Here is a 21,779-nt window from a genome sequence, read left to right as displayed (position 1 = left end):
CTGTGCAGCGGGTCGTGGGTCAGACGGCGGTCACGAGGATCGTGATCGCGCGGTCGGGCTGGAAGGTGGGGAGGTCGAGGCCGATCACGGCGAGCTGGCCACCGCTCAGCACGGGCGCCGCCGCGAGCGTGGCCGGGTCGGCGTCGAGTGGCGGCGCATCCCGGAGCCACTGCGGGATCACCCAGCGCGGGCCGAGGGAGTCGTCCTGCGCGACAGCGAGGCGGTAGTGACCATCCGGGCGGAGTCCGGGAAGGCGCACCCGACGACGGGAGTCGGCCGACCGCGGGGGAGTCACGAGGGTGTACAGCGCGGTGGTGCCGTCCTCCGCGACGACCCCGCGCAGGGTCGGAGCGTCGTCGTCCCACTCGCCGTCGCCGACGACGCGGCCGGTGGCGATGAGTCCGCGATGCCGCGTGAACACGGTGATCCATCTGGCGAGGGTCGTCCGATCCGCATCGTCGAGCTCGCGCAGATCCCACTCCACACCGAAGTGCCCGAGCAGGGCGACCGCGCACCGGGTGTGGAGCGTGTGCGTGCGTCCGGTCGTGGCTGATCTGGCCGAGGCCACGTGCGACCCGAGCATCTCGGGCGGGACGAGGAGCCCCGTCCACCGGAGCATCCGGGCCCGCTCGATCGGGTCGTGGTTGTCGGAGGTGTGGACACGATCGGACCGCTCGAGGACACCGAGGTCGACGCGGCCTCCGCCCGACGCGCAGCTCTCGATCTCGAGGTGCGGGTGCCGCGATCGGAGCTCGTCGAGCAGCCGGTAGAGGGCTTCGGTCTGGTCGTGCACGGCTGGCCGGCCGGTCGACGGATGGCCGGCGTCGACGAGGTCGCGATTGTGGTCCCACTTCAGGTACGCGATCCCCAGCTCGACGACCAACGTATCGATGGCCTGCAGGATGTGGTCGAAGGCCGCCGGATTGCCGAGATCGAGCACGTGCTGATGTCTGACGGGCGACGGGAGCTCGTCCCGCGCCCGGAGGATCCAGTCCGGGTGCTCCCGTGCCAGGTCGGAGTCCTCGTTGATCATCTCGGGTTCGAACCACAGCCCGAACTCCATGCCGAGTGATCGCACCCGGTCGGCGAGCGGCGCGAGACCGTCCGGCCAACGCTCGGGGTCCGGTGTCCAGTCGCCGAGGCCGCGGGTGTCGTCGTGACGTCCGCGGAACCATCCGTCGTCGAGCACGTAGCGCTCGACGCCGATGGCCGCGGCCCGGGTCGCCAACTCGGTGAGGACGTCGAGGTCGTGATCGAACAGGACCGCCTCCCAGACGTTCAGGGTGACGGGTCGCGGACGACGAGCCGCCCGCGAGGTCGAACGCAGCCACCGGTGGTATCGCGACGAGGCGGCATCGAGGCCGACGCCGTGGGCCCCGTACACCCATGGGGTCCGGTGGTCCTCGCCAGGGCCGAGTCGGACCTCGCCGGGCAGGAGCATCTCGCCGCCACGGAACGCGAGGTGTCCGTCGGTGCGCTCGACGCCGATCGTGTGGTTGCCGCTCCAACCGACATGGCACAGCCAGACGTCGCCGGTCCGGCTGTCGAACCCCGGTGTTCCGATCGCGGTGACCCCGGTGGCGTCGAGACCGGGACGACCGTGCCGCGACTCGCGGAGGTGCGTCCCGGTCGTGACCGGAAGCCGCTGCGGCAGCTTCTCGTTGCCCCACCGACCGGTGAAGTCGACGATCTCCCGAGCCGACGTCGGGATCGGGAGGGCCGGCACGACACCCTCGATCTCCAGAAGGTCGTCGCCCCGGTTCGTGACCGTCACGCGCGTGCGCAGCAAGCCACTCGGTGTCAGTTCGATCGCCACGAGGAGAGCGCTGCCGGTCTGGTCGTCGAGCGCGGTCACCTCGACCAGCGCGGCGCCGTACTGCCGCACCTCGCCGGCCGGGAGGGCCGTCCCGTCGACCTCGACCGAGGCAACGTCGAAGCGCGACGACCAGGCCGTCCCGGCGCGATGCGCGCGGAGACCGGGGAGACCAGGCCAGCCCGACGCGTGCTCGGGCAACAGGCTCGGTTCGTACGGCGCGTCCGAGCCGTCGACGAGGTCGCCCCGCACGGTGGTCGTGGCCGCGGCCAGCCAGTCGAGGTCGTCGGCCTCGACGGCGGCACCCCAGTGCGCGATCGTCGGGAGACGGGTCCCGTGCTGGACGAGGACGACGGAGACGCCGTCGCACTGCAGATGGACGACGCGGTGTTCGAGCGTCGCTGCGAGGTCGGACATGGTTCCTCCGAACCGGTCGGTGAGGCGTGTGTGACGGCCGGGCAGGCCGAAGGTCAGGCTGAGTCCCGGACGACGAGCGTGGTGTCGAGCCAGCGCGGAGCGGTCGTCCGGCCGGCGATGAGCTCCATGACGAGTTCCGCGGCGACCCTGCCCATCTGCTCCAGCGGCTGGCGGACCGAGGTCAGCGGTGGCTCCGCCGTGGCCGCGACGACCGTGTCGTCGAATCCGACGAGCGCGATGTCGTGCGGGACCGTGCGGCCGCTGGCCTCGAGGACGCGCATCGCTCCGACAGCCATGAGGTCGGAGCCCGCGAAGACGGCGTCGAGGTCCGGGTACCGGGAGAGCAGCCGCGCCATGGCCGACGACCCGCTCGGCATGGTGAAGTCGCCTCGGGCGACCGCACGGGTGTCGAGGCCGCGTTCGGTGAGGACGTCCCGCCAGCCTCGGACACGGTCGCTGGAGGCGGCCATGTCGGCGGGACCCGAGATGACGCCGATCCGCGTGCGGCCGAGCGCGATCAGATGTTCCGCCGCGAGCCGACCGCCGGCGTAGTTGTCGGAGTCGACGAAGGTGACGTCCTCCGTGTGCTCACCCATCGGGCGGCCGACGAAGACGATGGGGAGGTCCACCGAGGCGAGCGCCTGGGTGATGGTGCTGATCTCGTGCTGCAGGATCACCACCGCCCCGTCCACGTAGTGCGCCGCCAGGTAGGCGACGAGCGCGTCGAGTTGGCGCGGGTCGGCGAGGAAGAGTGCGGGTTGCTGAGCTGCCGAGAGGAGCGCCGCGGTGGCGCCTTTGAGCGGTGCCGCGACGAACGATCCGGAGAACGGCTCGAGCTCGCCCGCTGCGAGGACGATCGCGACGGCGCCCGTCCTGCCGCCGGCGAGCGACCGGGCTGCGACGTTCGTGCGGTAGGCCAGTCTCACGGCTGCTTCGCGCACCGCGACGACCATCGAGGCGTCGACCGTCGAGGCACCGGCGAGGACCCGCGATGCGGTCGCTCGGGAGACGCCGGCCTCTCGGGCGACGTCCACCAGGGTCGGTTTGCGCATCCTCGCTCCTTTGCGATCCTCCACCTGCCGGTGGTCTGGCAACGAGCATCGCAGAATCCGAGAGAGCGGTCTCCGAGTTGCGCAATATTGCCCTGGTGCCCTGGAACCCCGCTGCCTATGGTGATCACCACGCCCGAACGGTCCGGATGCTCCCCGATCCAGTCGGCATCGGCGCGAGCCGGAGAGCGATCTCCGGCCGGTGACCGCAACGTAGCGCGACACCGCGGAACACGATCCCGCATAGGAGGGGGATTTCCAGTGAAATTCCGTCTTGCAGCAGCAGCAACCGTCGCCGTCATGGTCGGCGCCCTGGTCACCGGTTGTTCCGGGTCCGGCGGCGGCGATGACAAGACCTTCCAGTTCTGGTCCTTCACGGGCATCAACCAGAAGGCCGATGTCGAGAAGTACAAGGAAGCGCACCCCGACATCACCGTCAAGCTCACCGAGGTCGGCAGCACGCAGGAGACCGCCCAGGCGCTCACCGCGGCGTTGGCCGGCGGCAAGGTCCCCGACCTGGTGCTCATCCAGGGGGACGACATGCCCAACTTCGTCGCGAACCCCGACAACTTCGTCGACCTGAGCACGATGGGCGCCGACGACATCTCAGGGGACTACCTGCCGTGGGTCTGGGACCAGGCGGTGGCCCAGAACGACGCCGTCATCGGGGTGCCGACCGACGTGGGCGGGATGTCGATGGCGTACCGAGCCGACCTCTTCGAGGCCGCCGGCCTGCCGTCGGAACCGGACGCGGTCGCTGCGCTCTGGCCCACCTGGGACGACTTCATCTCCGTCGGCCAGCAGTACGTCGCCGCCACCGGGAAGCCGTTCCTCGACAACGCCGGCACCTCGGTCTTCTTCCAGACCGTGAACCAGGTCGACGAGAAGTACTACACGCCCGAGGGTGAGCTCGTGTACGACACGAATCCGCAGGTGAAGGAGGCGTTCGACATCTCGATCAAGGCGATCGAGGCCGGTATCACCGCGAACGTCCCCGCCTTCTCCACCGGCTGGAGCACGGGCAAGACCAACGGCGCCTTCGCCGCGATGGCAGCTCCCTCCTGGATGCTGAAGAGCATCAAGACGGACGCTCCCGACACCTCGGGCCAGTGGCGCGTGACGACGGTCCCCAAGGTCGCCGGCAACTGGGGTGGCAGCTACCTCGCCATCCCGAAGCGCGCGGCGAACCCGGAGGCGGCGTGGGCCTACATCAAGGAGATGCAGTCGCCCGAGTCGCAGCTGAAGAACTTCACCGACACCGGCGCCCTGCCCAGCACGGTCTCCGCGTACGAGTCCACGGCGATCGCCGACTACACCGACCCGTTCTTCGGCGACTCGAAGATCGGTGCCGTGCTCGGTAAGTCCCTGCAGGAGTTCAAGCCGTTCTTCAACGGTCCGGAGACGGCGACGATCGGTTCGGCGATGATCAACACCGTGACGGACGTCGAAGCCGGCAACACCCCACCGGACAAGGCCTGGGACGTCGCGATGAAGGCCGTGAAGGACGCCCTCGGCGGCTGACCCGACGACCCCGTCCACCCGTCCGCTCCGACCCGGGGCGTTCCGGCCGAGCAGCACGCCGGAACGCCCCTGAAGGATCATCGTGACCACGCACATCGCCCCACCTCGGCTGCCGAAACAGTCGCCACCCGGTATCGGGACGCGGATCCGCAACACCCTGCCGGAACGCTTCGCCCCCTACGTCTACATCGCCCCGTTCTTCCTGATCTTCGCCGTCTTCGGCCTAATCCCGCTCCTGTTCACCTTCGTGGTGTCCCTCTTCGACTGGAACCCGATCGGTCAGCAGACCTTCATCGGCTTCGACAACTTCACCAGGCTCGCGGCCGACCCGCGGTTCTGGAACGCGATGCTCAACACCTTCGCGATCTTCATCATCTCCACGGTGCCGCAGCTGGTCATCGCCCTGGGCCTCGCCCATCTGCTGAACCACGTCCGCCTTCGCTTCGCCACCGGGTTCCGGATGGCGATGCTCGTGCCGTACATCACCTCGGTCGCCGCGACCACGATCGTGTTCGCCCAGCTGTTCGACCGTGACTACGGGCTCTTCAACTACCTCATCAGCTTCTTCGGCGGTGACCACGTCGACTTCCTCAACGACAAGGTCGGCTCGTGGTTCCTCGTCGCGCTCATGGTCGTCTGGCGGTGGACGGGCTACACGACGCTGCTGTACCTGGCGGCACTGCAGGCGATCCCTCGCGACGTGTACGAGGCGGCCGCCGTCGACGGCGCCGGCGGCTGGAAGCAGTTCGTCTACATCACCATCCCGTCGTTGCGTCCCATCATCGTGTTCACGATCGTCACCTCGACGATCGGTGGGCTCCAGGTGTTCACCGAACCACTGCTGGTGAACCCGGCCACCGGCCTCACCTGCGGTGCGGCACGACAGTGCCAGACGCTCACGCTGTTCCTCTACGAGCAGGGCTTCGGCCAGTTCGAGTTCGGATACGGCTCGGCGATCGGCGTCGCGCTGTTCGTGATCGTCGTCCTCGTCGCCCTGCTGAACTTCTTCCTGTCCACCCGCACCCGAGGAGGACGCTGATGTCCGAGACGCTCAACTCCACCCAGCTGATGGCGAGCGCGACCTCCGCCGGCCGGAAACGGAACGGCGGCCGGATCGGCCGCATCCCCTGGTACACCTACGTCCTCCTCGTGTGCGCCGTCATCGTGAGCATGTTCCCGCTGTACTTCATGTTCGTCGTCGCGACCACGGACTCGGCGACGGCGACCACCCTGCCACCGCGGCTGTACCCGGGCGACAATCTGTTCCACCTCGTGGGGCTCGTGCTCGAGACCGTGCCGTTCATCCAATCGATGATCAACAGCCTCATCGTCGCGCTGTCGATCGGCGTCGGATCGGCGCTGCTCTGCGCCCTGGCCGGATTCGCCTTCGCGAAACTGGAGTTCCGCGGCCGCAACGCGCTGTTCATCCTCGTGGTCCTCACCATGACCGTGCCGACGCAGCTGAGCGTGATCCCGCAGTACCTGATCATCTCCGCGCTCGACTGGGTGGACACCTTGCAGGCACTCATCGTCCCCGGCCTCGCGAGCGCGTTCGGCATCTTCTGGATGCGTCAGCACATCTCGAGCTCCGTGAGCGACGAGCTGCTCCAGGCGGCGAGGCTCGACGGTGCCAACACCTGGCAGATCTTCTGGCGGATCGTCTTCCCGGTCATCCGACCGGCGGCGTTCGTCCTGGGACTGCTCGGCTTCGTCGGATCCTGGAACGACTTCCTCTGGCCGTTCATCGTCCTGAAGTCGCCCGAGATGTACACGGTCCAGATCGCGATCAAGGCCCTGCAGTCGCAGCGGTCGATCGACCTCGGCCTGGCGATGGCCGGGTCCTTCCTGGCCACCATCCCGCTGCTCATCGCGTTCATCTTCGTCGGCAAGCGCATGGTGACCGGGATCATGGACGGAGCGTTCAAGGGATGACCCTGCAACACGACGGCGTCACGCCGACCACGTCGGGCAGCGTCCGCGGCATCTGGAACGACCGACGGGCGTCACCCGACGAGCGGGCGCGAGCACTCCTCGGTGAGATGACCCTCGAGGAGAAGGTCGGGCAACTCGGTTCGGTCTGGTTCACCGACGCGGCGGGCGACTTCGCGCCGAGCGTGGACGGCTCCGACGACCCGGCTGCGCCGGCATCGGCGTCCACCGGCGACTTCACCGGTGGCCTCGGGCAGTTGACGCGCATCTTCGGGACCGAACCGGTGACGGTGGCCGAGGGCGTCGATCGCCTGCGGGAACGGCAACGACAGGTCGTGGCCGGCAACCGGTTCGGTATCCCCGCGATCGCGCACGAGGAGTGTCTGACGGGGTTCGCCGCGCACGGTGCGACCGCCTTCCCGACGCCGCTCGCCTGGGCCGCCTCGTTCGACGAGGAGCTCGTGGAGCGGATGGCGGAGGCGATCGGAGACGACCTCCGCTCGGTCGGGGTCCATCAGGGACTCGCGCCGGTCCTCGACGTCGTGCGCGACTACCGCTGGGGCCGGGTCGAGGAGACGCTGGGGGAGGACCCCTACCTCGTGGGTCAGCTCGGCGCCGCGTACGTGCGTGGTCTCGAGCGGTCCGGGGTGGTGGCGACGCTCAAGCACTTCGCCGGCTATGCCGCGTCCCGAGGCGCGAAGAACCACGCCCCGGTGAGCATGGGGCGCCGCGAGCTCGCCGATATCGTGCTTCCGCCGTTCGAGACGGCGATCCGGCTCGGGGGAGCGCGAAGCGTGATGAACGCCTACACCGATCTCGACGGCGTCCCCGCGGGCGCCAGTGTCGAGTTGCTCACCGGTATCCTGCGCGACGACTGGGGTTTCGACGGCACCGTCGTCGCCGACTACTGGGCGATCCCGTTCCTCGCGACGATGCACCACGTCGCGAGCGAGGCGACGGAAGCCGGCGCGCTCGCCCTCACCGCCGGGATCGACGTCGAGCTCCCGGAGACCGCCGGCTACGGCGCCGGTCTCGTCGGGCTGGTCCAGGACGGGGCGCTCGACGAGCGGCTCGTCGACCGGGCCGTGCTCCGGCACCTGCGGCAGAAGATCGAGCTCGGCCTGCTCGACGGGAGTCCGCTCGTGCCGGAGCACGCCGCATCGACCGATCTCGACGGCCCCCGAAACCGCGCCATAGCGACGCGTCTGGCCGAGGAGTCGGTCGTCCTTCTCCGGAACCGCGCAGTGCTCCCGCTCCGGCCCCCAGCGCGCATCGCCGTGATCGGGCCGGCGGCCGACCAGTTCCGCAGTCTCGTGGGATGCTACGCGTTCCCCAACCACGTGCTGTCGAAGCACCCCGGGCACGATCTCGGCATCACCATCCCGACGATCCTGGACGCGGTTCGTACCGAGTTCCCCGCGGCGGACATCGTCGTCGAACCGGGATGCAGCATCACCGAGATCGGTCAGGAGGACGTTCCGGCCGCCGTCGAGGCCGCCCGTGCGGCCGACGTCGTCGTACTGGCCGTGGGTGACATCGCGGGCCTGTTCGGCGATGGCACCTCGGGAGAAGGCTGTGACGCCGAGGACCTGCGCCTCCCAGGGGGTCAGCACGATCTCGTGCTCGCCGTCCTCGCGACCGGGACGCCCGTCGTCCTGACCGTGCTGTCCGGGCGACCCTACGCGCTGGGGGACTACGACCGGGCCGATGCCCTGGTCCAGGCGTTCTTCCCCGGCCAGGAGGGCGCGGCGGCCGTCGCGGGGCTGCTGTCCGGCCGGGTGCAGCCGAGCGGACGGCTCCCCGTGCAGATCCCTCGCTCACCGGCCATGCCGGGCACGTACCTGCAACCGCCGCTCGGTCTGGCCTCCCGCGGGATCAGCGTGCTCGACCCCACGCCGCTCTTCCCGTTCGGTCACGGCCTCACCGCCGGGGACGTCCGCTACCGATCGCTCACGAGTGCAGCGGAGCTCGCCGTCGACGGTGAGGTCCTCGTCGACGTCACCGTCCAGAACATGGGCGTCGACGACGCCGTCGAGGTGATCCAGCTCTACGGCACGGATCCGGTCGCCTCCGTCGTGCGTCCCTCGGTCGAACTGCTCGCATTCGCACGCCTCACGGTCGCTGCCGGGACGTCGGCCACGGTGCGTTTCTCGGTGTCGGCCGACCGCTTGTCCTTCACCGGGGTCGACGGCAGCCGGGTGGTCGAACCTGGGACGTACGTCCTGTCCGCCGGGCCGTCGGCACTCGAGCGTCCGCTCACCCACACGATCGAGGTGACCGGCAGCAGGCGGGAGCTGGTCGGGCCGCGCGAGCTCCGCGTGGACTGGCGGCGCGTCGACGCGAGGAAGGCCTGACCATGCCGTTCGTCCCGATCTCCCAGGTCACCCTCACGGGCGGGCCACTGTTCCAGGCGCAGGAAGCCGACCGCGCGTACCTGCGAGCCCTCGAGCCCGATCGCCTGCTCGCCCCGTTCCTCCGTGAGGCGGGCCTGGAGCCTCGGGCAGCATCGTACGACGACTGGGAGGTGCGCGGACTCGACGGCCACACCGCCGGGCACTACCTCTCGGCCTGCTCCCTGATGGTCGCCTCCACCGGGGACGACGTCCTGCGCTCCCGGCTCGCGTACACGGTCGCCGAACTGGCCCGCGCACAGGACCACCTGGGGTCCGGGTACGTCGGTGGCGTCCCTCGAAGTGCCGAACTCTGGTCCGAGGTCGCAGCGGGGATCACCGAGTCGACCTTCCGCGCCGGCCGTTGGGTGCCCTGGTACAACCTGCACAAGCTGTACGCCGGTCTCATCGACGCGGCCCGATTGACCGGGAATCATGTGGCACGGGACGTCGTCCTGCGCCTCGCCACCTGGTGGGAGGAACTCGCCGCCGGGATCGACGACGAGCACTTCCAGCTCATGCTCGAGACGGAGATCGGCGGGATGAACGAGGCGTACGTCGACCTCTTCGACCTCACGGGCGATCCCCGCCATCTCGCGATGGCGGCCCGCTTCACGTCCACCGCCCTCAGCGAACCGCTGTCGCGCCGGTCCGACGAACTGACCGGCCTGCACGCCAACACCCGCATCCCGCAGTTCGTCGGGTTCGCCGCGCTCGCCACACGAAGCGGTGATCCGGCCCTCGCCCGCGCGGCCCGGTTCGCCTGGGAGACGATCCTGACCCGGCGCACGGTCGCGATCGGCGGCAACAGTGTCCGCGAGCACTTCCACGCCATCGACGACTTCACCCCGATGACCGAGGATCGGGAGGGGCCGGAGACCTGCAACAGCTACAACCTCATCAAGCTGGGCCGACGGCTCAGTGCCGACGAGTCCGACCCGGCGATCGCCGACGCGCTCGAACGGATCCTCTTCAACCACCTCCTGTCATCGCAGCACCCCGAGCACGGAGGGCTCGTCTACTTCACCTCGATGCGACCCGACCACTACCGCGTCTACTCCGCGCCGGAGCACAGCTTCTGGTGCTGCGTCGGGACCGGCTTGGAGAGCCACGCGAAACACGGTGAGTCGCTGTACCGGTTCGACGACGACACGCTGTCGGTCGAGCTCTTCGCGCCCTCCGTCGTGCGGCTCCCGGAACTCGGTCTCGAGCTGGAGCAACGGACGGCTTTCCCGTCCGACGGCGTCGTTGGACTCACCCTCGGGCTCACCGGCTCGCGGCGGTTCCGGCTCCGCGTCCGAGTCCCCGGGTGGAGTGATCCGACACCCGAGGTGTTCCTCAACGGCGCTCCGGTCACCGCCGAACTCGAACGCGGCCATCTCGTCCTGGATCGTGAGTGGAGCGACGGCGACACGGTGTCATTCGAGCTCACCATGGGCGGTCGTGCGGAACCGTACCCGGACGGCTCGGACTGGACCTCGCTCCTCTGGGGTCCGTCCGTCCTGGCCGCCCGTGGCGAGTCGCTGCCGACCGACGTGGTGCTGGCCCGACGCGCCCACGCCCCGCATACCGCCGTCGGCCCGCTCACCCCGCTCGCCTCGGCACCGATCGTCCCGCGGTCGGCTGTGCCCTACCGGGACGCCGACGGGCGACTCCGGATCGACTCCGACCGAGGACCGATCCCGTTGGAACCCTTCGCCGGGCTGCACGACGCGCGGTACACCGTCACGTTCCCCGTGGCGTCCACGGCGGACGAGGATGCCGTCGCTCGGCGCCGCACGGCCTTGGTCGAGCGGGACCGACGCGCCGCGAGCATCGACGGACGGACGGTCGACCGGGTCGCTCTGGGCGAGCAGCAGCCGGAGGCGGATCACGGATTCGAGGGAGTGGCCAGCGCCAGCGGCGCGGTGGGTGGTGTCCGCTGGCGGAGCACGGCCGAGCGTCTGTCCGTGACGCTCGTCGACCCGCATCTCCTCGGCCGGGTCGTCAGAGTGACCTGGCTGCACGACCCGGCTGGCCACGGTTTCACCCTGGAGATCGACGGCTCGCCGGTCGCTCCGCAGGAGGGCGGGCGAGACGACGACCTGGAGTGGGCGGAGTACCCACTGACGCCGACCAGCGCCGGGTGGGGTGTCCGGCGGTTCGCGCTCGTCGCGCAGCCGGATCGCGAGACCCCGCGGTGCACCGAGCTCCGAGTGTTGACCGCCGAGGGCGCCTGACCACCGAGACCGGCGCGCACAGCACCCCGGGATGCGGGACCATGGAGCCATGACGACGACGCCGGAGCGGGACGACCTCAACGTGACGCTCGCCGACGTCGCCGCGAAGTCGGGATGCTCCGTGTCACTCGTCTCCCGGGTGCTCGCCGGGAAGCGCCATGCGTCCCCGGACACCCGGGACCGCATCCTCGCTGCAGCGCACGACCTCGGGTACGACCGAGCAGCACAGCGTCGCGGCCGACCTCGCTCGGTCCCGCGCCTGCTCGACCTGGCGATGAGTCAGTGGGACGACCCCTGGGCGAACACGGTCGTGACGAGTGTGCGGCGGGCGGCCGCTGCGGCGAACTACGACCTGGTGCTCACGCCGGAGAGCGAGTCGATGGTCGACGACTGGCCCAGTCGGGCACGCGCGCGGGGTTCGGCCGGTGTCGTCGTGTGCCTCATCCGTCCCAATGTCTCCCAGCTCGACATCCTCGCCTCGGCCAACATCCCCGTCGCGCTCCTCGATCCGCGTGCGGAGCCGGCGCGGAGTCTGCCGAGCGTCGGGTCCACCGACTGGCAGGGCGGCTTCGACGCGGGTCGGCACCTCGCCCGGCGGGGAACACGTCGGTTCCTCATCATCACCGGTCGGCCGAAGTACCGGTTCGGTCGCGCGAGGGAGGCCGGTTTCCGAGCGGCGGTCGAACGGCACGCCGACGGGGCGACGGTCGAGGAGATCTCGTCTCCCTGGTCCTCGGAGAGTGCGTTCGTCTCCGTGCGCAAGCTGCTCAGGCAGGGGGGCCTCCCGATCGGGGTGTTCAGCTGCAACGACGAGATGGCCTACGGCGTCTACCGGGCCGCTGAAGAACTGCAGCTCCGCATCCCCGACGACATCAGGGTCGTCGGCTTCGACGACCTCCCGCAGTCCAGGTTGATGCCGCCGCCGATGACGACGGTGCGACAGCCGATGCGTGCGATGGCCGCGCGTGCGGTCCAGCTCGTCCTCGAGGCGGAACCCGGGACGGATCCAGGGGACCGGGCGGAGTTCCCGACCGAACTCATCGTCCGCGCCTCGAGCTGACGCTGACGCGGGAGAATGGTCGCCATGACGGGATCATCGGACACCGACGAGGTGTCGACGGAGCATTCGAGCGTGTCGACCTGGATGCAGGCGCTCGGTACGGCGACCGGGAACCCCGGCGGCGGGGCCGCATCCGGACTCATGCTGGCGATCGCGGCCGGTCTCACCGCGATGGTCGCCGGCTACACCCGGGCCACGCATGTCGCCGAGGACGCGAGCGGGCAGGACGAGAACGGATCCAAGGCCGAGGCGACGATCGCCGCACTCCGCGCTCGCGCTGAGGCACGCTCCGAGCTGGCGTTGCGTCTGGCCGACGAGGACGCCCATGCCTCGCGAGCGTTCGGCAGTGCCTTCCGGCTCCCGGCCGGCGTCGAACGCGACGAAGCGATCCGTGCCGCGTCCATCGAGGCGGCCGCGGCCTCCGCGCGGCTCGGGGAGCATGCCGTCGACGCGATCGACGATCTCGCCTGGCTGACCGTGCACGGCAACCCGGCGCTGATCGCCGACGTGGCGGTGGCGATCGGTGCACTCCGTGCCGCGATCACGGGAGCGCGGACCAACGTCAGCTTCGATCTCGGTTCGGTCCGCAGCGCACACGCCTCCCTCGAAGAGGTCCGCGCCGACGAGCCGCGCCTCTGGGAACTGGTCCCCGTGTTCGACCGCGCCCTCGAGCGGATCGACCGGCTCGCGGCGTCGATCGACCCCGAGGCCGCTCCCACCGACGCGGCGTCGTAGCCGGTGGTCAGCGCCCGCCGGGGCGCGCAGCCGGGCCGCTCGGGACCCGCACGATCAGGGCGTGGTGCAGGTTCGTCAGCGAGACCGAGATCACCGAACCGTGCGAGTCGCCGTCGAGCTGAATCTCCTGCGGCTCCTCGAGTCGGAGGTGCATCGTCCGTGCCTGTGCGTAGCTGATCGCGCGTGCCTTCGGCGAGAATTGACCGACCAGTCGGCCGAACCGCGTGCGGTGCAGCATCCGGTTGAACGTCAGGCGGTAGCCGATGTTGCCCCAACCCGGACCCTTTCCCGGGCGCAGCATGACGGCATCGAGTAGGCCGTCGTCCACGACGGCCTCGGGGAGCAGCAGGACCCCACCGGTGAGCGTGCCGGAGTTCCCGACGATGATCGTGTGCGCTCGGGCAGCCGCCTCCGGACGGTTGTCGAGCCGATAGTGCAGGTCGAACTGCCGGTTGCCGATGATGCTCCGCGCGATCGGATCGGAGTAGGCGAGCCAGCCGATCCGTCGCTTCAGTCGCTCGTTGGTGTGGCCGGCCATGTGCGCGTCGAGGCCGATGCCGGCCATGACGAGGAAGACCTCGTCCCGGTTCGTGCCGTCGCTGCGCCCGAGACTGACCTGACCGACGTCGACCACCTGGTCACGCCCTGAACAGGCGATGTCGACCGACCGCTTGAGGTCGCCCAACGGCAGGCCGAGCGCTCGGGCGAAGAGGTTGCCCGTTCCGGCCGGGAGGAGCCCGAGGGGGATGCCGGTGGATGCGATGGCTTCGGCGGCGACCCGCAGCGTCCCGTCGCCTCCCGCGACCAGGATGACCGAGGGTGCCGAGGCGATCGCCGCCGCGGACGCACCCCGGCCGTCGTCGTCGGCGCTCGTCTCGTGCCAGGTGGAGGGTGCCAGTCCGTGCGTCGATTCAGCGGCTGCGACGGCCGAGCGGAGGACCTTGATGTCGACCTTGGAGGGATTGACGACGACGGCTGCGCGTCGACGTCCGCGTTCGGCTGGTCCTTCGTTCACAGCGTCAAGGATAGGAGGCACCGGCTCGGAACCAGCGGTGGACGCGAGCCGTGCCGCGGGTTCGTGAGACGCTTGCCCCATGGACCTCGAGGTGTCGCCCGGACTGACGATCCCAGCAGCCGAGCTGCAGTGGCGTTTCTCCCGGTCGTCCGGCCCGGGCGGACAGCACGTCAACACCTCCGACAGCCGTGTCCAATTGACGTGGAGTGTGGCCGAGTCGGCCGTCCTCACCGACGAGCAGCGCGACCGACTGCTCGAGCGGCTCGGCGCTCGGCTGGTCGGCGGCGCCATCACCGTGACCGTCTCCCGCGAGCGATCGCAGCTCCGGAACCGCGAACTCGCGCTCGAAGCGCTCGCGACACGCATCAGGTCGGCACTCGCGCCGCCGGCGCCGACGCGCCGACCCACGCGTCCGACCCGCGGATCGGCACGACGCCACCTCGCCGCGAAACAGCAGCGGAGCGCCACCAAACAGCAACGACGACGTCCCTCCGACGACTAGCGGGTCGCGACGTCGCCTCCCGCAAGGGCGTGCGTCGAACGGTCCGGTCCGTTAGCGTTCCCGGAGAGCGCACCCGTCGACGCCGTCGTCGTGCGCGAACGGAGGAACACCATGCGCATCGTCGTCATCGGCGGGACCGGCCACATCGGCACCTTCCTCGTCCCACGACTCGTCCGGGCCGGCCATGAGGTCGTGAGCGTGAGCCGCGGCGATCGGTCACCGTACACGGACGCGCCCGAGTGGGACCAGGTCGAGCGGATCCGGGCCGATCGGGAGGCCGAGGACCGGGAGGGTGTCTTCGCGCGACGCGTCGCGGACCTCGGCCCGGACGTCGTCATCGATCTGGTCTGCTTCACGGTCGCTTCGGCGACGGCGCTCGTCGAGGGACTGCGCGGCAACACGGGTCAGCTGCTCCACTGCGGATCGATCTGGCGCTACGGTCCCAGCGCGTCCGTCCCCATCGTCGAGGGCTCCGGGACGGCGCCGTTCGGCGACTACGGAGTCCAGAAGGACCAGATCGCCCGGCTGCTCCAGCAGGAGACCGCCGACGGCGGACTGGTGACGACCTCCCTGCATCCCGGGCACATCGTCGGACCGGGGTGGGCGCCCATCAATCCGTTGGGCAACCTCGACCCCGGGGTCTGGCGGACCCTCGCACTCGGTTCACCGCTGCGCATCCCCGGACTCGGTGCCGAGCTGCTGCACCACGTGCACGCCGACGACGTCGCGCAGGCGTTCGAGCTCGCCGTCGCGAACCGGGATCGTGTCGCCGGCGAGGACCTCAACGTCACCTCGGCCGCAGCGGTGACCGTCCGCGGCTATGCCGACGTCGTCGCCGGCTGGTTCGGACGCTCGGCCGACCTCGAGTCGGTGACCTGGGAGCAGTTCCGAGCCGAGACACCGACGGAGCACGCCGACACCACCTGGGAGCACCTGGTCCGGAGCCACTGCGCGTCGATCGACAAGGCACGGTCGCTGCTCGGATACGAACCCGCCTACACCTCGACGGAGGCGGTCCTCGAGTCCGTCCGTTCGCTCGTCGCCCGCGGGGAGTTGGACCTGCCCGAACCACGAGCAGCGCTGCAGACGAGCCGCTGACGGCGGGACCGGTCAGGGGGCCCGCAACGCGCTCCGGAGTCCGTGCGGTGCGTCGATCTCCGGCCGACGGAGGATCCCGCGGCGCCGGAGGATCGGCACGAGTTCGTCGAGCATGCGGTGCACCGTGACCGGATGGAGGTCGCCCGAGAAGATGAACCCGTCGTTGTCCGCCTCACTGCCGGCGCGCTCGATGTGGTCGGCCACCTCAGCCGCCGTGCCGACGACACCACTGCCGTCGGTGATCCGCCCGAGGCGTGCCTTGGGCACGAGCAGCTCCCGGAGCGTCGCCGCCGCGAAGGACTCGTGTGGTCCGCGCAACGCGTCGAGGCTGCCCCGCGACACGTGGTCACCGAAGACGGCCGGGTCCACCGGTCGGTCGAGGTCGAGCGCGGTGAGGTCCGTCTCCAGGTCGCTCGACCACGCGAGTGCGACGGAGCGCAGGGTCTCATCGTCCGGCTGTTCCGAGGCCGCGACGAGTCGATCGGCCTCGGCGCTGCTCGACACAATGACGGGCTTGAACACGAACAGGATCGCGGGAGGGGTGTCACGACCGACGGCAGCCGAGGCGTCGAGGACCCGCTTCCGGTAGGCGCGGAGGCTCGCGATGTCGAGCGGCGCGAGGGCGAGCTGGACGTTCGACTGTCGTCCGGTGAAGGCGAGCCCTCGCGGCGAGGAGCCCGGCGACACGATGACGGGCTCCCCACCGGAGTCCTCATCGAAGGGGAGGGCGTTGAGCGGCCCGTCGAAGTCGTAGTGTGCGCCGCGATGCTCGACGCGGTCGAGATGGCGGCCGTCGGCGAAGCGTCCGGAGGCGGTGTCGCCGACGTACGCGCCGGGTCGCCAGCTCCGCCAGAGCGCGCGCACGCCGTCGAGCCATTCCTCCGCCCGCTCGTAGGCGATGTCGTGCGGCACGACCGGCTCGCCGAAGTGACGGCTGCTGCCGACGTCGGTCACCACGTTCACCCCGAACCGTCCGCGACTGAGGTGCTGCAGGGTCGCGAACTGCCGTGCCGCTTGGTACGGCGGCAGTTGCAACGGGTTCACGGTCGGGATGATGCCGATGCGCTCCGTCACCGCGAAGAGGAACGGGGCGAGGCTCAGTGGGTCGTGCTTCGGCCCGCCGTAGGCGCCGCGGATGCGGAGGTCGAGCGTCTCGGGGTTCCCCAGCGAGAGGGCGTCCTCGATGATCAGGAGGTCCAGGCCGGCCTGCTCGAGCTCGCGGACGGCCTGCTGGTAGAGGGCGGGTTCCTGCCAGCGGTAGTCCCAGTCGAGGTACGGATGCCCCCAACCGTGCGGGCCGAACCCACGTGACAGGAACCAGCCGAAGCGTTGCCGGGCACTCATGCGGCGACCGCCACATCCGCCGTGACGCTCGCGGCGGTGCTCGTCGACGGTTCCCGGACCGGGAGCGCGTCGAACGCCGAGGCGAGGTCCGCGATGAGGTCGGCGACGTCTTCGATGCCGACGGAGATCCGCACGAGTCCTTGACCGATGCCGCTGGCCGCGAGCTGCTCGGCCGAACGCTGGGCGTGCGTGGTCGAGGCCGGGTGGAGGATCAGCGACCGGACGTCGCCGAGGTTCGTCATCCGTGTGAACAGACCGACGTGGTCGATGACCGTCCGTGCTGCGTCCCGTCCGCCGTGCAGGGTGAACGAGAACACCGATCCCTGTCCATCCGGCAGGTACCGGTCCGCCAGGCCGCGGAACGGGCTGTCGTTGAGCCCCGAGTAGTCGACCGAAGCCACTTCCGTCCGTCCCGCCAGCCACGTCGCGAGGGCGAGGGCGTTCTCGCTCTGCCGTTGGACGCGGAGTGACAGCGTCTCGATGCCCTGTGCGATGAGGAACGCGTTGAACGGCGAGGGCGTCGGGCCGAGACGCAGTGCGACCGATGCCCGTGCGTAGGCGGCCAGCGCTGCACGCCCGTCCGCCTCGACGTGGCTGAGCCCGCCGAGTGCGGCGAGCGGCGAGGTGAGGTGGCGGTAGCGGTCTGCGCGAGCTGCCCAGTCGAACGTGCCGCCGTCGACGACGACCCCGCCCAGCACGGTGCCGTGGCCCGCCAGGAACTTGCTGGCCGAATGGACGACGATGTCGGCGCCGTGCTCGATGGGACGCAGGAGGTAGGGGGTGGCGAAGGTGTTGTCGACGACGAGCGGGACCCCGTGCGCATGGGCCACGTCGGCGACGAGACGGAGGTCCGTGAGGTCGTTGCGGGGGTTCGGAATGGACTCGACGAAGATCGCGCGTGTCTCGGGTCGGATGGCACGCGCCCAGGCGTCGGCGTCGAGCGGATCGGCGACCTCGCTCGTGGTGATCCCCAGCCGACCGAAGTTCTCCGTGAAGAGGCTGCGCGAGCCCTCGTACAGACTCGGCGCGGTGAGCAGGTGGTCGCCGGCCTCGAGCAGGGAGAGCAGGGCGACGCCGACGGCCGCTTGGCCGGAGCCGAGGAGCAGCGCGTCCACACCACCCTCCAAAGCCGCGAGGCGGCGCTCGACGGCGTCGATCGTCGGATTGCCGACCCGGCTGTAGCTGTATCCACCAGGGTCCGGACCGAACCGCCGCTCCGCCTCGTCGAAGTCCGTGAACACGAACCCGGCACTCGCGTAGATCGGCAGCGCCCGTGGTTGGAGCGGCGCATCGGGTGCGCCACCGGCGTGCAGCTGTCGGGTGCTGAAGCCCCCTCGGTCCCGCTCGTGCATCGCCTCATCCTCTCCGTCAGCTCGGCCGTCGTCGACGCCCCGGCGTCGGTGACAGGCACTCTACGGTCGGCACCGGGGTGGGCGCAGGTGACGACGACATGCGCGGACACAATCGGCCGGCGACGCAGCCGTCGGGGGAGGCCCCGTACCCTGGAGAGGCGTCGGCCGCGGACACGGTGACCGGCGTCGAGGGATCGGACGAGGGGGAACCGTGAAAGCACTCATCGCATCGGGGAGCGGTCGGTATGCGGATCCGTGGCACCCGTACGCGCAGACGAGCCCGCTCATCGCCGAGGTCCTGGGGACGGCCGGCTTCGCGGTCGAGATCGACGAGGACGTCGATCGTGCGATGACGCGACTCGAGGGCGTGGAGCTCCTGGTGGTCAACGCCGGCGACCCGTGGCGCTCCGAGGACCAGGGCCGAGCGCCGGTGGCCGCGATCGACGGTTTCGCGGAGGCGCTCGGTCGGGGTGTCGGCGTACTCGCCATGCACGCGGCGCTCGCCTCACTCCGCGACTACCCGGACTGGGCGCCGACGATCGGGGCGCTCTGGCTGCCCGGCGTGTCGTGGCATCCGCCGATGGGCCCGATCGTCGTCCGCGGCATGGCGTCCCCAGCAGGCGGACCGCTCGGCGACATCCCGGTGGACGACGAACAGTACCTGCGGCTGCAACCGGTCGGTCGGAGCACCACCGTCGCCGAGCACGACGTCGACGGCGAGCGGTTCCCCGCGGTGTGGGTCCGCGAGGTGGGGACCTCCCGCGTCGCCGTCGACGCACTCGGACACGACGAGCGGTCCTACGCCTCGGCGGAGCACCGTGCCCTGCTCGCGACCCTGGCACGGTGGGCGGCCCGGGCACCGTCTGCGTGATCCGTCACGCATCCTCGACCGGCCTCGTCTGTGTCGCGACCCCCCTCGGCGCAAGCCCCCGTCGAACGGGAAGCACCTGTCTCGAGCAGGTCTAAGCTCCTGTTCGGGGCTGCGAGCGACCATGATCGCCGGCCGCGGCCCGCGTCAGGAATCGGAACCTCGAGAAAGCCGCACCACGTGTCACAGGACCTCATGTCACCCGAGAACAACGTCCAGCGCATCATGCGCACCGGAACCGTCTGGTTCGGCGTCGCGGTCGGGAGCACCGCGATCGTCCTCGGACTCCTCCTCAGCTCTGGCTGGCGGCCGGCCGTCCTCGCCGAGGGACTCCGCGTGGTGTGGTGGTGCTGCTCGGTCATCGTGGGTCTGAGCATCGGCCTGCTGGGCTGGTCCGGGTGTCCGATCCTCGAGGTGGACGTCCCGACAGCGTCGCGGAACAAGTCGCTGACCATGCAGCTCGGAACGATGCTGTTCATCCTCGGAAGCCTCGGCGCCATGTTCACCGTGCTGGCCGGGTCGCCGAGCTGACACCCGCGGCGCGGGCACGTCCGGCTCCGGCGTCGTCGTAGAGTCGATGCATGGCCCGATCCTCAGCACCGCTCCGCAGACTCGGCTTCCTCACGATGGGCCTGTTCGACCCCGAGGAGCCGGCGGCGGGGCACGAGGCGACCCTGCAGCTCATCGAGCTCGGTGAACGCCTGGGGTTCGACAGTGCCTGGCTGCGGCACCGGCACCTGCAGTTCGGCATCTCCTCACCGGTCGCCGTCCTCGCGGCGGCGACGCAGCGCACGAAGCGCATCGCACTCGGCACCGCGGTCACACCGCTCGGCGCGGAGAACCCCTTCCGGCTCGCGGAGGATCTGGGCACGGTCGACGTCCTCTCGGGAGGCAGACTACTTCCCGGCTTCAGCACTGGGGAGCCGATGCGGTTCGACGCGTTCAAGCACGCGATCTATCCGTCGACGCTCGACCAGGAGGACCTCGGGTACGACCGCGTCCTCCGCCTCCGCTCCTTCATCCGCGGTGACGTCGTCAGTGACAGCGCCGGGCGCGAGGGCCAGGAGGACTACTCCTCACGGGTCGAGCCGCATGCCGACGGTCTGGCGGAGCGGCTCTGGTACGGAGCCGGCAGCCTGCGGTCGGCGGCTTGGGCCGGCGAGCATTCCTTCAACCTCCTCACGAGCAGCGTCATCGCCGCCGAGGACGGCACGACGGACTTCGCCGCGAACCAGGCCGCCCAGGTCCGTCGGTTCCGAGAGCTCCACCCGGCCGGTGAGCGGGCCCGCGTGTCGCAGGGGCTCGTGGTCATCCCGACGGACTCCGCGACGGCGTCCCAGCGAGCCCGGTACCACGAGTACGTCGAGTCGAGACGGCACCGCGTCGGCGTCGCGCACGGACCGCGGCGGATGCTCTTCGCGGAGGACCTCGTCGGCAACAGTGCGGAGATCGCGGAGCGGCTGCACGAGCACGCCGGATTCCAGGAGGTCGACGAGGTCGCCTTCGCGCTCCCGTTCACGCTCGAACCGGACGACTACACGCAGCTGCTCACCGACATCGCCGGCGCGCTCGGGCCCGCCCTCGGCTGGCGACCGGCCTCGGACGGGGAGTCCCGTCCGGCCTGAGCGGACCGGTCGGAGACGGCTTCCGGTCGCGCGTACAGTGCAGGTATGACGCAGCACGGGTTCAGACGGTACGTGGCCATCGGCGACAGCTTCAGTGAGGGATACGGGGATATCCGCGAGGACGGCACCCTCCGCGGGTGGGCGGACTTCGTGGCCCTCGGCCTCGCCCGGGCGTCCACGGAGACCGTCAGCTACGCGAACCTCGCCATCCGCGGTCGGAAGCTCCTGCCGATCCTCGACGAACAACTCGACCGTGCGATCGCGATGGGTCCGGACCTCGTCAGCTTCAACGGCGGCGGCAACGACATCATGCGCCCGCGGGTGTCGATCGACGGTGTCGCCGACCGCTTGGACGGTGCGGTCGAGCGCCTCCGTGCCGGGGGAGCCCACGTGCTGCTGCTGAGCGGGGCGAACCCCTCGGCTCACATCCCGATGGGTTCGCTCCTCGCCCGCCGCGGCGAGCAGCTGGCCCAGGCCGTGCGGGTGCGGTATCCGCGTGACGGGGTGACCTTCGTCGACAACTGGGCTGATCGGACGCTCGCCGACCTCCGGTACTGGTCGGTGGACCGCCTGCACCTCAACGCCCTCGGCCACGCCCGGGTGGCGAGCAATGTGCTGACGGCGCTCGACGTGCCGGTCCCGGAGGAATGGGGGATCGATGACGTCGCTGCGGCGCCGCCCGGTCCGCGTCAACGTCGCACCGCGGCCTACTACCGCGAGCACGTGCTGCCCTGGATCGGACGCCGCCTGACCGGACGTTCCTCCGGAGACGGCCGCGAACCGAAGATCGCCCAGCTGCAGCCGGTCGACACCCGCGGCTGACCGGCACCGGTCAGCCGCGG

General features: G+C 70.3%; 18 protein-coding genes. 13 read left to right on the top strand and 5 right to left on the bottom strand.

Going from position 1 to position 21,779, the window contains the following annotated elements; translation table 11 throughout:
• Positions 1-19: 19 nt before the first annotated feature.
• Positions 20-2,230 carry an alpha-galactosidase gene (locus CCK91_RS06465; RefSeq protein WP_086473365.1) on the bottom strand — a complete coding sequence of 737 codons (2,211 nt, stop codon included), beginning with the start codon at positions 2,228-2,230 and terminating at the stop codon, positions 20-22.
• Positions 2,231-2,283: 53 nt separating this feature from the next.
• Positions 2,284-3,282: a LacI family DNA-binding transcriptional regulator gene (locus CCK91_RS06460; RefSeq protein ID WP_086473364.1), complete on the bottom strand. Its 999-nt coding sequence runs from the start codon at positions 3,280-3,282 to the stop codon at positions 2,284-2,286.
• A 258-nt stretch (positions 3,283-3,540) separates the two neighbouring features.
• Here CCK91_RS06460 and CCK91_RS06455 point away from each other — a divergent pair, with 258 nt between their 5' ends.
• The 7 genes from CCK91_RS06455 to CCK91_RS06425 all read left to right on the top strand — a co-directional run bounded on the left by CCK91_RS06455 (position 3,541) and on the right by CCK91_RS06425 (position 13,133).
• Entirely contained in the window at positions 3,541-4,800 is a 1,260-nt protein-coding gene (locus tag CCK91_RS06455) for an ABC transporter substrate-binding protein (protein WP_159453329.1), read from the top strand.
• 82 nt (positions 4,801-4,882) lie between these two features.
• Positions 4,883-5,839: a carbohydrate ABC transporter permease gene (locus CCK91_RS06450; protein WP_086473362.1), complete on the top strand. Its 957-nt coding sequence runs from the start codon at positions 4,883-4,885 to the stop codon at positions 5,837-5,839.
• Positions 5,839-6,732: a carbohydrate ABC transporter permease gene (locus tag CCK91_RS06445; protein WP_162852288.1), complete on the top strand. Its 894-nt coding sequence runs from the start codon at positions 5,839-5,841 to the stop codon at positions 6,730-6,732. The genes CCK91_RS06450 and CCK91_RS06445 overlap by 1 nt, the downstream gene beginning before the upstream one ends.
• Complete coding sequence (locus CCK91_RS06440; RefSeq protein ID WP_086473361.1) at positions 6,729-9,083, top strand: beta-glucosidase family protein; 2,355 nt, start codon at positions 6,729-6,731, stop codon at positions 9,081-9,083. The genes CCK91_RS06445 and CCK91_RS06440 overlap by 4 nt, the downstream gene beginning before the upstream one ends.
• Positions 9,084-9,085: 2 nt before the next feature.
• Entirely contained in the window at positions 9,086-11,338 is a 2,253-nt protein-coding gene (locus CCK91_RS06435) for a beta-L-arabinofuranosidase domain-containing protein (RefSeq protein ID WP_086473360.1), read from the top strand.
• A 49-nt stretch (positions 11,339-11,387) separates the two neighbouring features.
• Positions 11,388-12,398: a LacI family DNA-binding transcriptional regulator gene (locus tag CCK91_RS06430; RefSeq protein WP_165766995.1), complete on the top strand. Its 1,011-nt coding sequence runs from the start codon at positions 11,388-11,390 to the stop codon at positions 12,396-12,398.
• Positions 12,399-12,422: 24 nt separating this feature from the next.
• On the top strand, positions 12,423-13,133 hold the full coding sequence (locus CCK91_RS06425) for a cyclodeaminase/cyclohydrolase family protein (RefSeq protein WP_086473790.1): 711 nt from the start codon (positions 12,423-12,425) through the stop codon (positions 13,131-13,133).
• Positions 13,134-13,140: 7 nt separating this feature from the next.
• Here CCK91_RS06425 and CCK91_RS06420 read toward each other — a convergent pair whose 3' ends face one another.
• Positions 13,141-14,148, bottom strand: a complete 1,008-nt coding sequence (locus tag CCK91_RS06420) for a diacylglycerol/lipid kinase family protein (RefSeq protein ID WP_242664412.1) — start codon at positions 14,146-14,148, stop codon at positions 13,141-13,143.
• Positions 14,149-14,227: 79 nt separating this feature from the next.
• Between CCK91_RS06420 and arfB the strand changes: the two genes are divergently transcribed.
• Complete coding sequence (gene arfB, locus CCK91_RS06415; RefSeq protein ID WP_086473357.1) at positions 14,228-14,650, top strand: alternative ribosome rescue aminoacyl-tRNA hydrolase ArfB; 423 nt, start codon at positions 14,228-14,230, stop codon at positions 14,648-14,650.
• Positions 14,651-14,761: 111 nt separating this feature from the next.
• Entirely contained in the window at positions 14,762-15,748 is a 987-nt protein-coding gene (locus CCK91_RS06410; RefSeq protein WP_086473356.1) for an NAD-dependent epimerase/dehydratase family protein, read from the top strand.
• Positions 15,749-15,760: 12 nt separating this feature from the next.
• Here the strand turns inward: CCK91_RS06410 and CCK91_RS06405 are convergent, their stop codons facing one another.
• Both CCK91_RS06405 and CCK91_RS06400 read right to left on the bottom strand, forming a co-directional pair.
• A complete protein-coding gene (locus CCK91_RS06405; RefSeq protein WP_086473355.1) occupies positions 15,761-17,092 on the bottom strand; it encodes an LLM class flavin-dependent oxidoreductase in 1,332 nt (443 codons plus the stop codon).
• Entirely contained in the window at positions 17,089-18,444 is a 1,356-nt protein-coding gene (locus tag CCK91_RS06400) for an O-acetylhomoserine aminocarboxypropyltransferase/cysteine synthase family protein (protein ID WP_086473354.1), read from the bottom strand. The genes CCK91_RS06405 and CCK91_RS06400 overlap by 4 nt, the downstream gene beginning before the upstream one ends.
• A gap of 211 nt (positions 18,445-18,655) precedes the next feature.
• Between CCK91_RS06400 and CCK91_RS06395 the strand changes: the two genes are divergently transcribed.
• From CCK91_RS06395 to CCK91_RS06380, 4 genes are all read left to right on the top strand, one after another.
• A complete protein-coding gene (locus tag CCK91_RS06395; protein ID WP_242664411.1) occupies positions 18,656-19,315 on the top strand; it encodes a ThuA domain-containing protein in 660 nt (219 codons plus the stop codon).
• Between the two features lie 177 nt (positions 19,316-19,492).
• A complete protein-coding gene (locus CCK91_RS06390; protein WP_079705855.1) occupies positions 19,493-19,843 on the top strand; it encodes a hypothetical protein in 351 nt (116 codons plus the stop codon).
• A gap of 50 nt (positions 19,844-19,893) precedes the next feature.
• Positions 19,894-20,937, top strand: coding sequence for an LLM class flavin-dependent oxidoreductase (locus CCK91_RS06385; RefSeq protein ID WP_086473353.1), 1,044 nt, complete (start codon positions 19,894-19,896; stop codon positions 20,935-20,937).
• Between the two features lie 45 nt (positions 20,938-20,982).
• Positions 20,983-21,759, top strand: coding sequence for an SGNH/GDSL hydrolase family protein (locus tag CCK91_RS06380; protein WP_086473352.1), 777 nt, complete (start codon positions 20,983-20,985; stop codon positions 21,757-21,759).
• Positions 21,760-21,779: the final 20 nt, after the last annotated feature.

The sequence above is a fragment of the Plantibacter elymi (nom. nud.) genome, assembly GCF_900177795.1.
Lineage (GTDB): Bacteria > Actinomycetota > Actinomycetes > Actinomycetales > Microbacteriaceae > Plantibacter > Plantibacter elymi.
This window is presented reverse-complemented; position numbering and strand designations above follow the sequence as displayed.

Coding starts and splice junctions, on each gene's coding strand:
- CCK91_RS06405 (WP_086473355.1), bottom strand. CDS start 17,092: ATGAGTGCCCGGCAACGCTTCGGCTGGTTCCTGTCACGTGGGTTCGGC.
- CCK91_RS06445 (WP_162852288.1), top strand. CDS start 5,839: ATGTCCGAGACGCTCAACTCCACCCAGCTGATGGCGAGCGCGACCTCC.
- CCK91_RS06440 (WP_086473361.1), top strand. CDS start 6,729: ATGACCCTGCAACACGACGGCGTCACGCCGACCACGTCGGGCAGCGTC.
- CCK91_RS06410 (WP_086473356.1), top strand. CDS start 14,762: ATGCGCATCGTCGTCATCGGCGGGACCGGCCACATCGGCACCTTCCTC.
- CCK91_RS06430 (WP_165766995.1), top strand. CDS start 11,388: ATGACGACGACGCCGGAGCGGGACGACCTCAACGTGACGCTCGCCGAC.
- CCK91_RS06400 (WP_086473354.1), bottom strand. CDS start 18,444: ATGCACGAGCGGGACCGAGGGGGCTTCAGCACCCGACAGCTGCACGCC.
- CCK91_RS06385 (WP_086473353.1), top strand. CDS start 19,894: ATGGCCCGATCCTCAGCACCGCTCCGCAGACTCGGCTTCCTCACGATG.
- arfB (WP_086473357.1), top strand. CDS start 14,228: ATGGACCTCGAGGTGTCGCCCGGACTGACGATCCCAGCAGCCGAGCTG.
- CCK91_RS06435 (WP_086473360.1), top strand. CDS start 9,086: ATGCCGTTCGTCCCGATCTCCCAGGTCACCCTCACGGGCGGGCCACTG.
- CCK91_RS06465 (WP_086473365.1), bottom strand. CDS start 2,230: ATGTCCGACCTCGCAGCGACGCTCGAACACCGCGTCGTCCATCTGCAG.
- CCK91_RS06380 (WP_086473352.1), top strand. CDS start 20,983: ATGACGCAGCACGGGTTCAGACGGTACGTGGCCATCGGCGACAGCTTC.
- CCK91_RS06425 (WP_086473790.1), top strand. CDS start 12,423: ATGACGGGATCATCGGACACCGACGAGGTGTCGACGGAGCATTCGAGC.
- CCK91_RS06460 (WP_086473364.1), bottom strand. CDS start 3,282: ATGCGCAAACCGACCCTGGTGGACGTCGCCCGAGAGGCCGGCGTCTCC.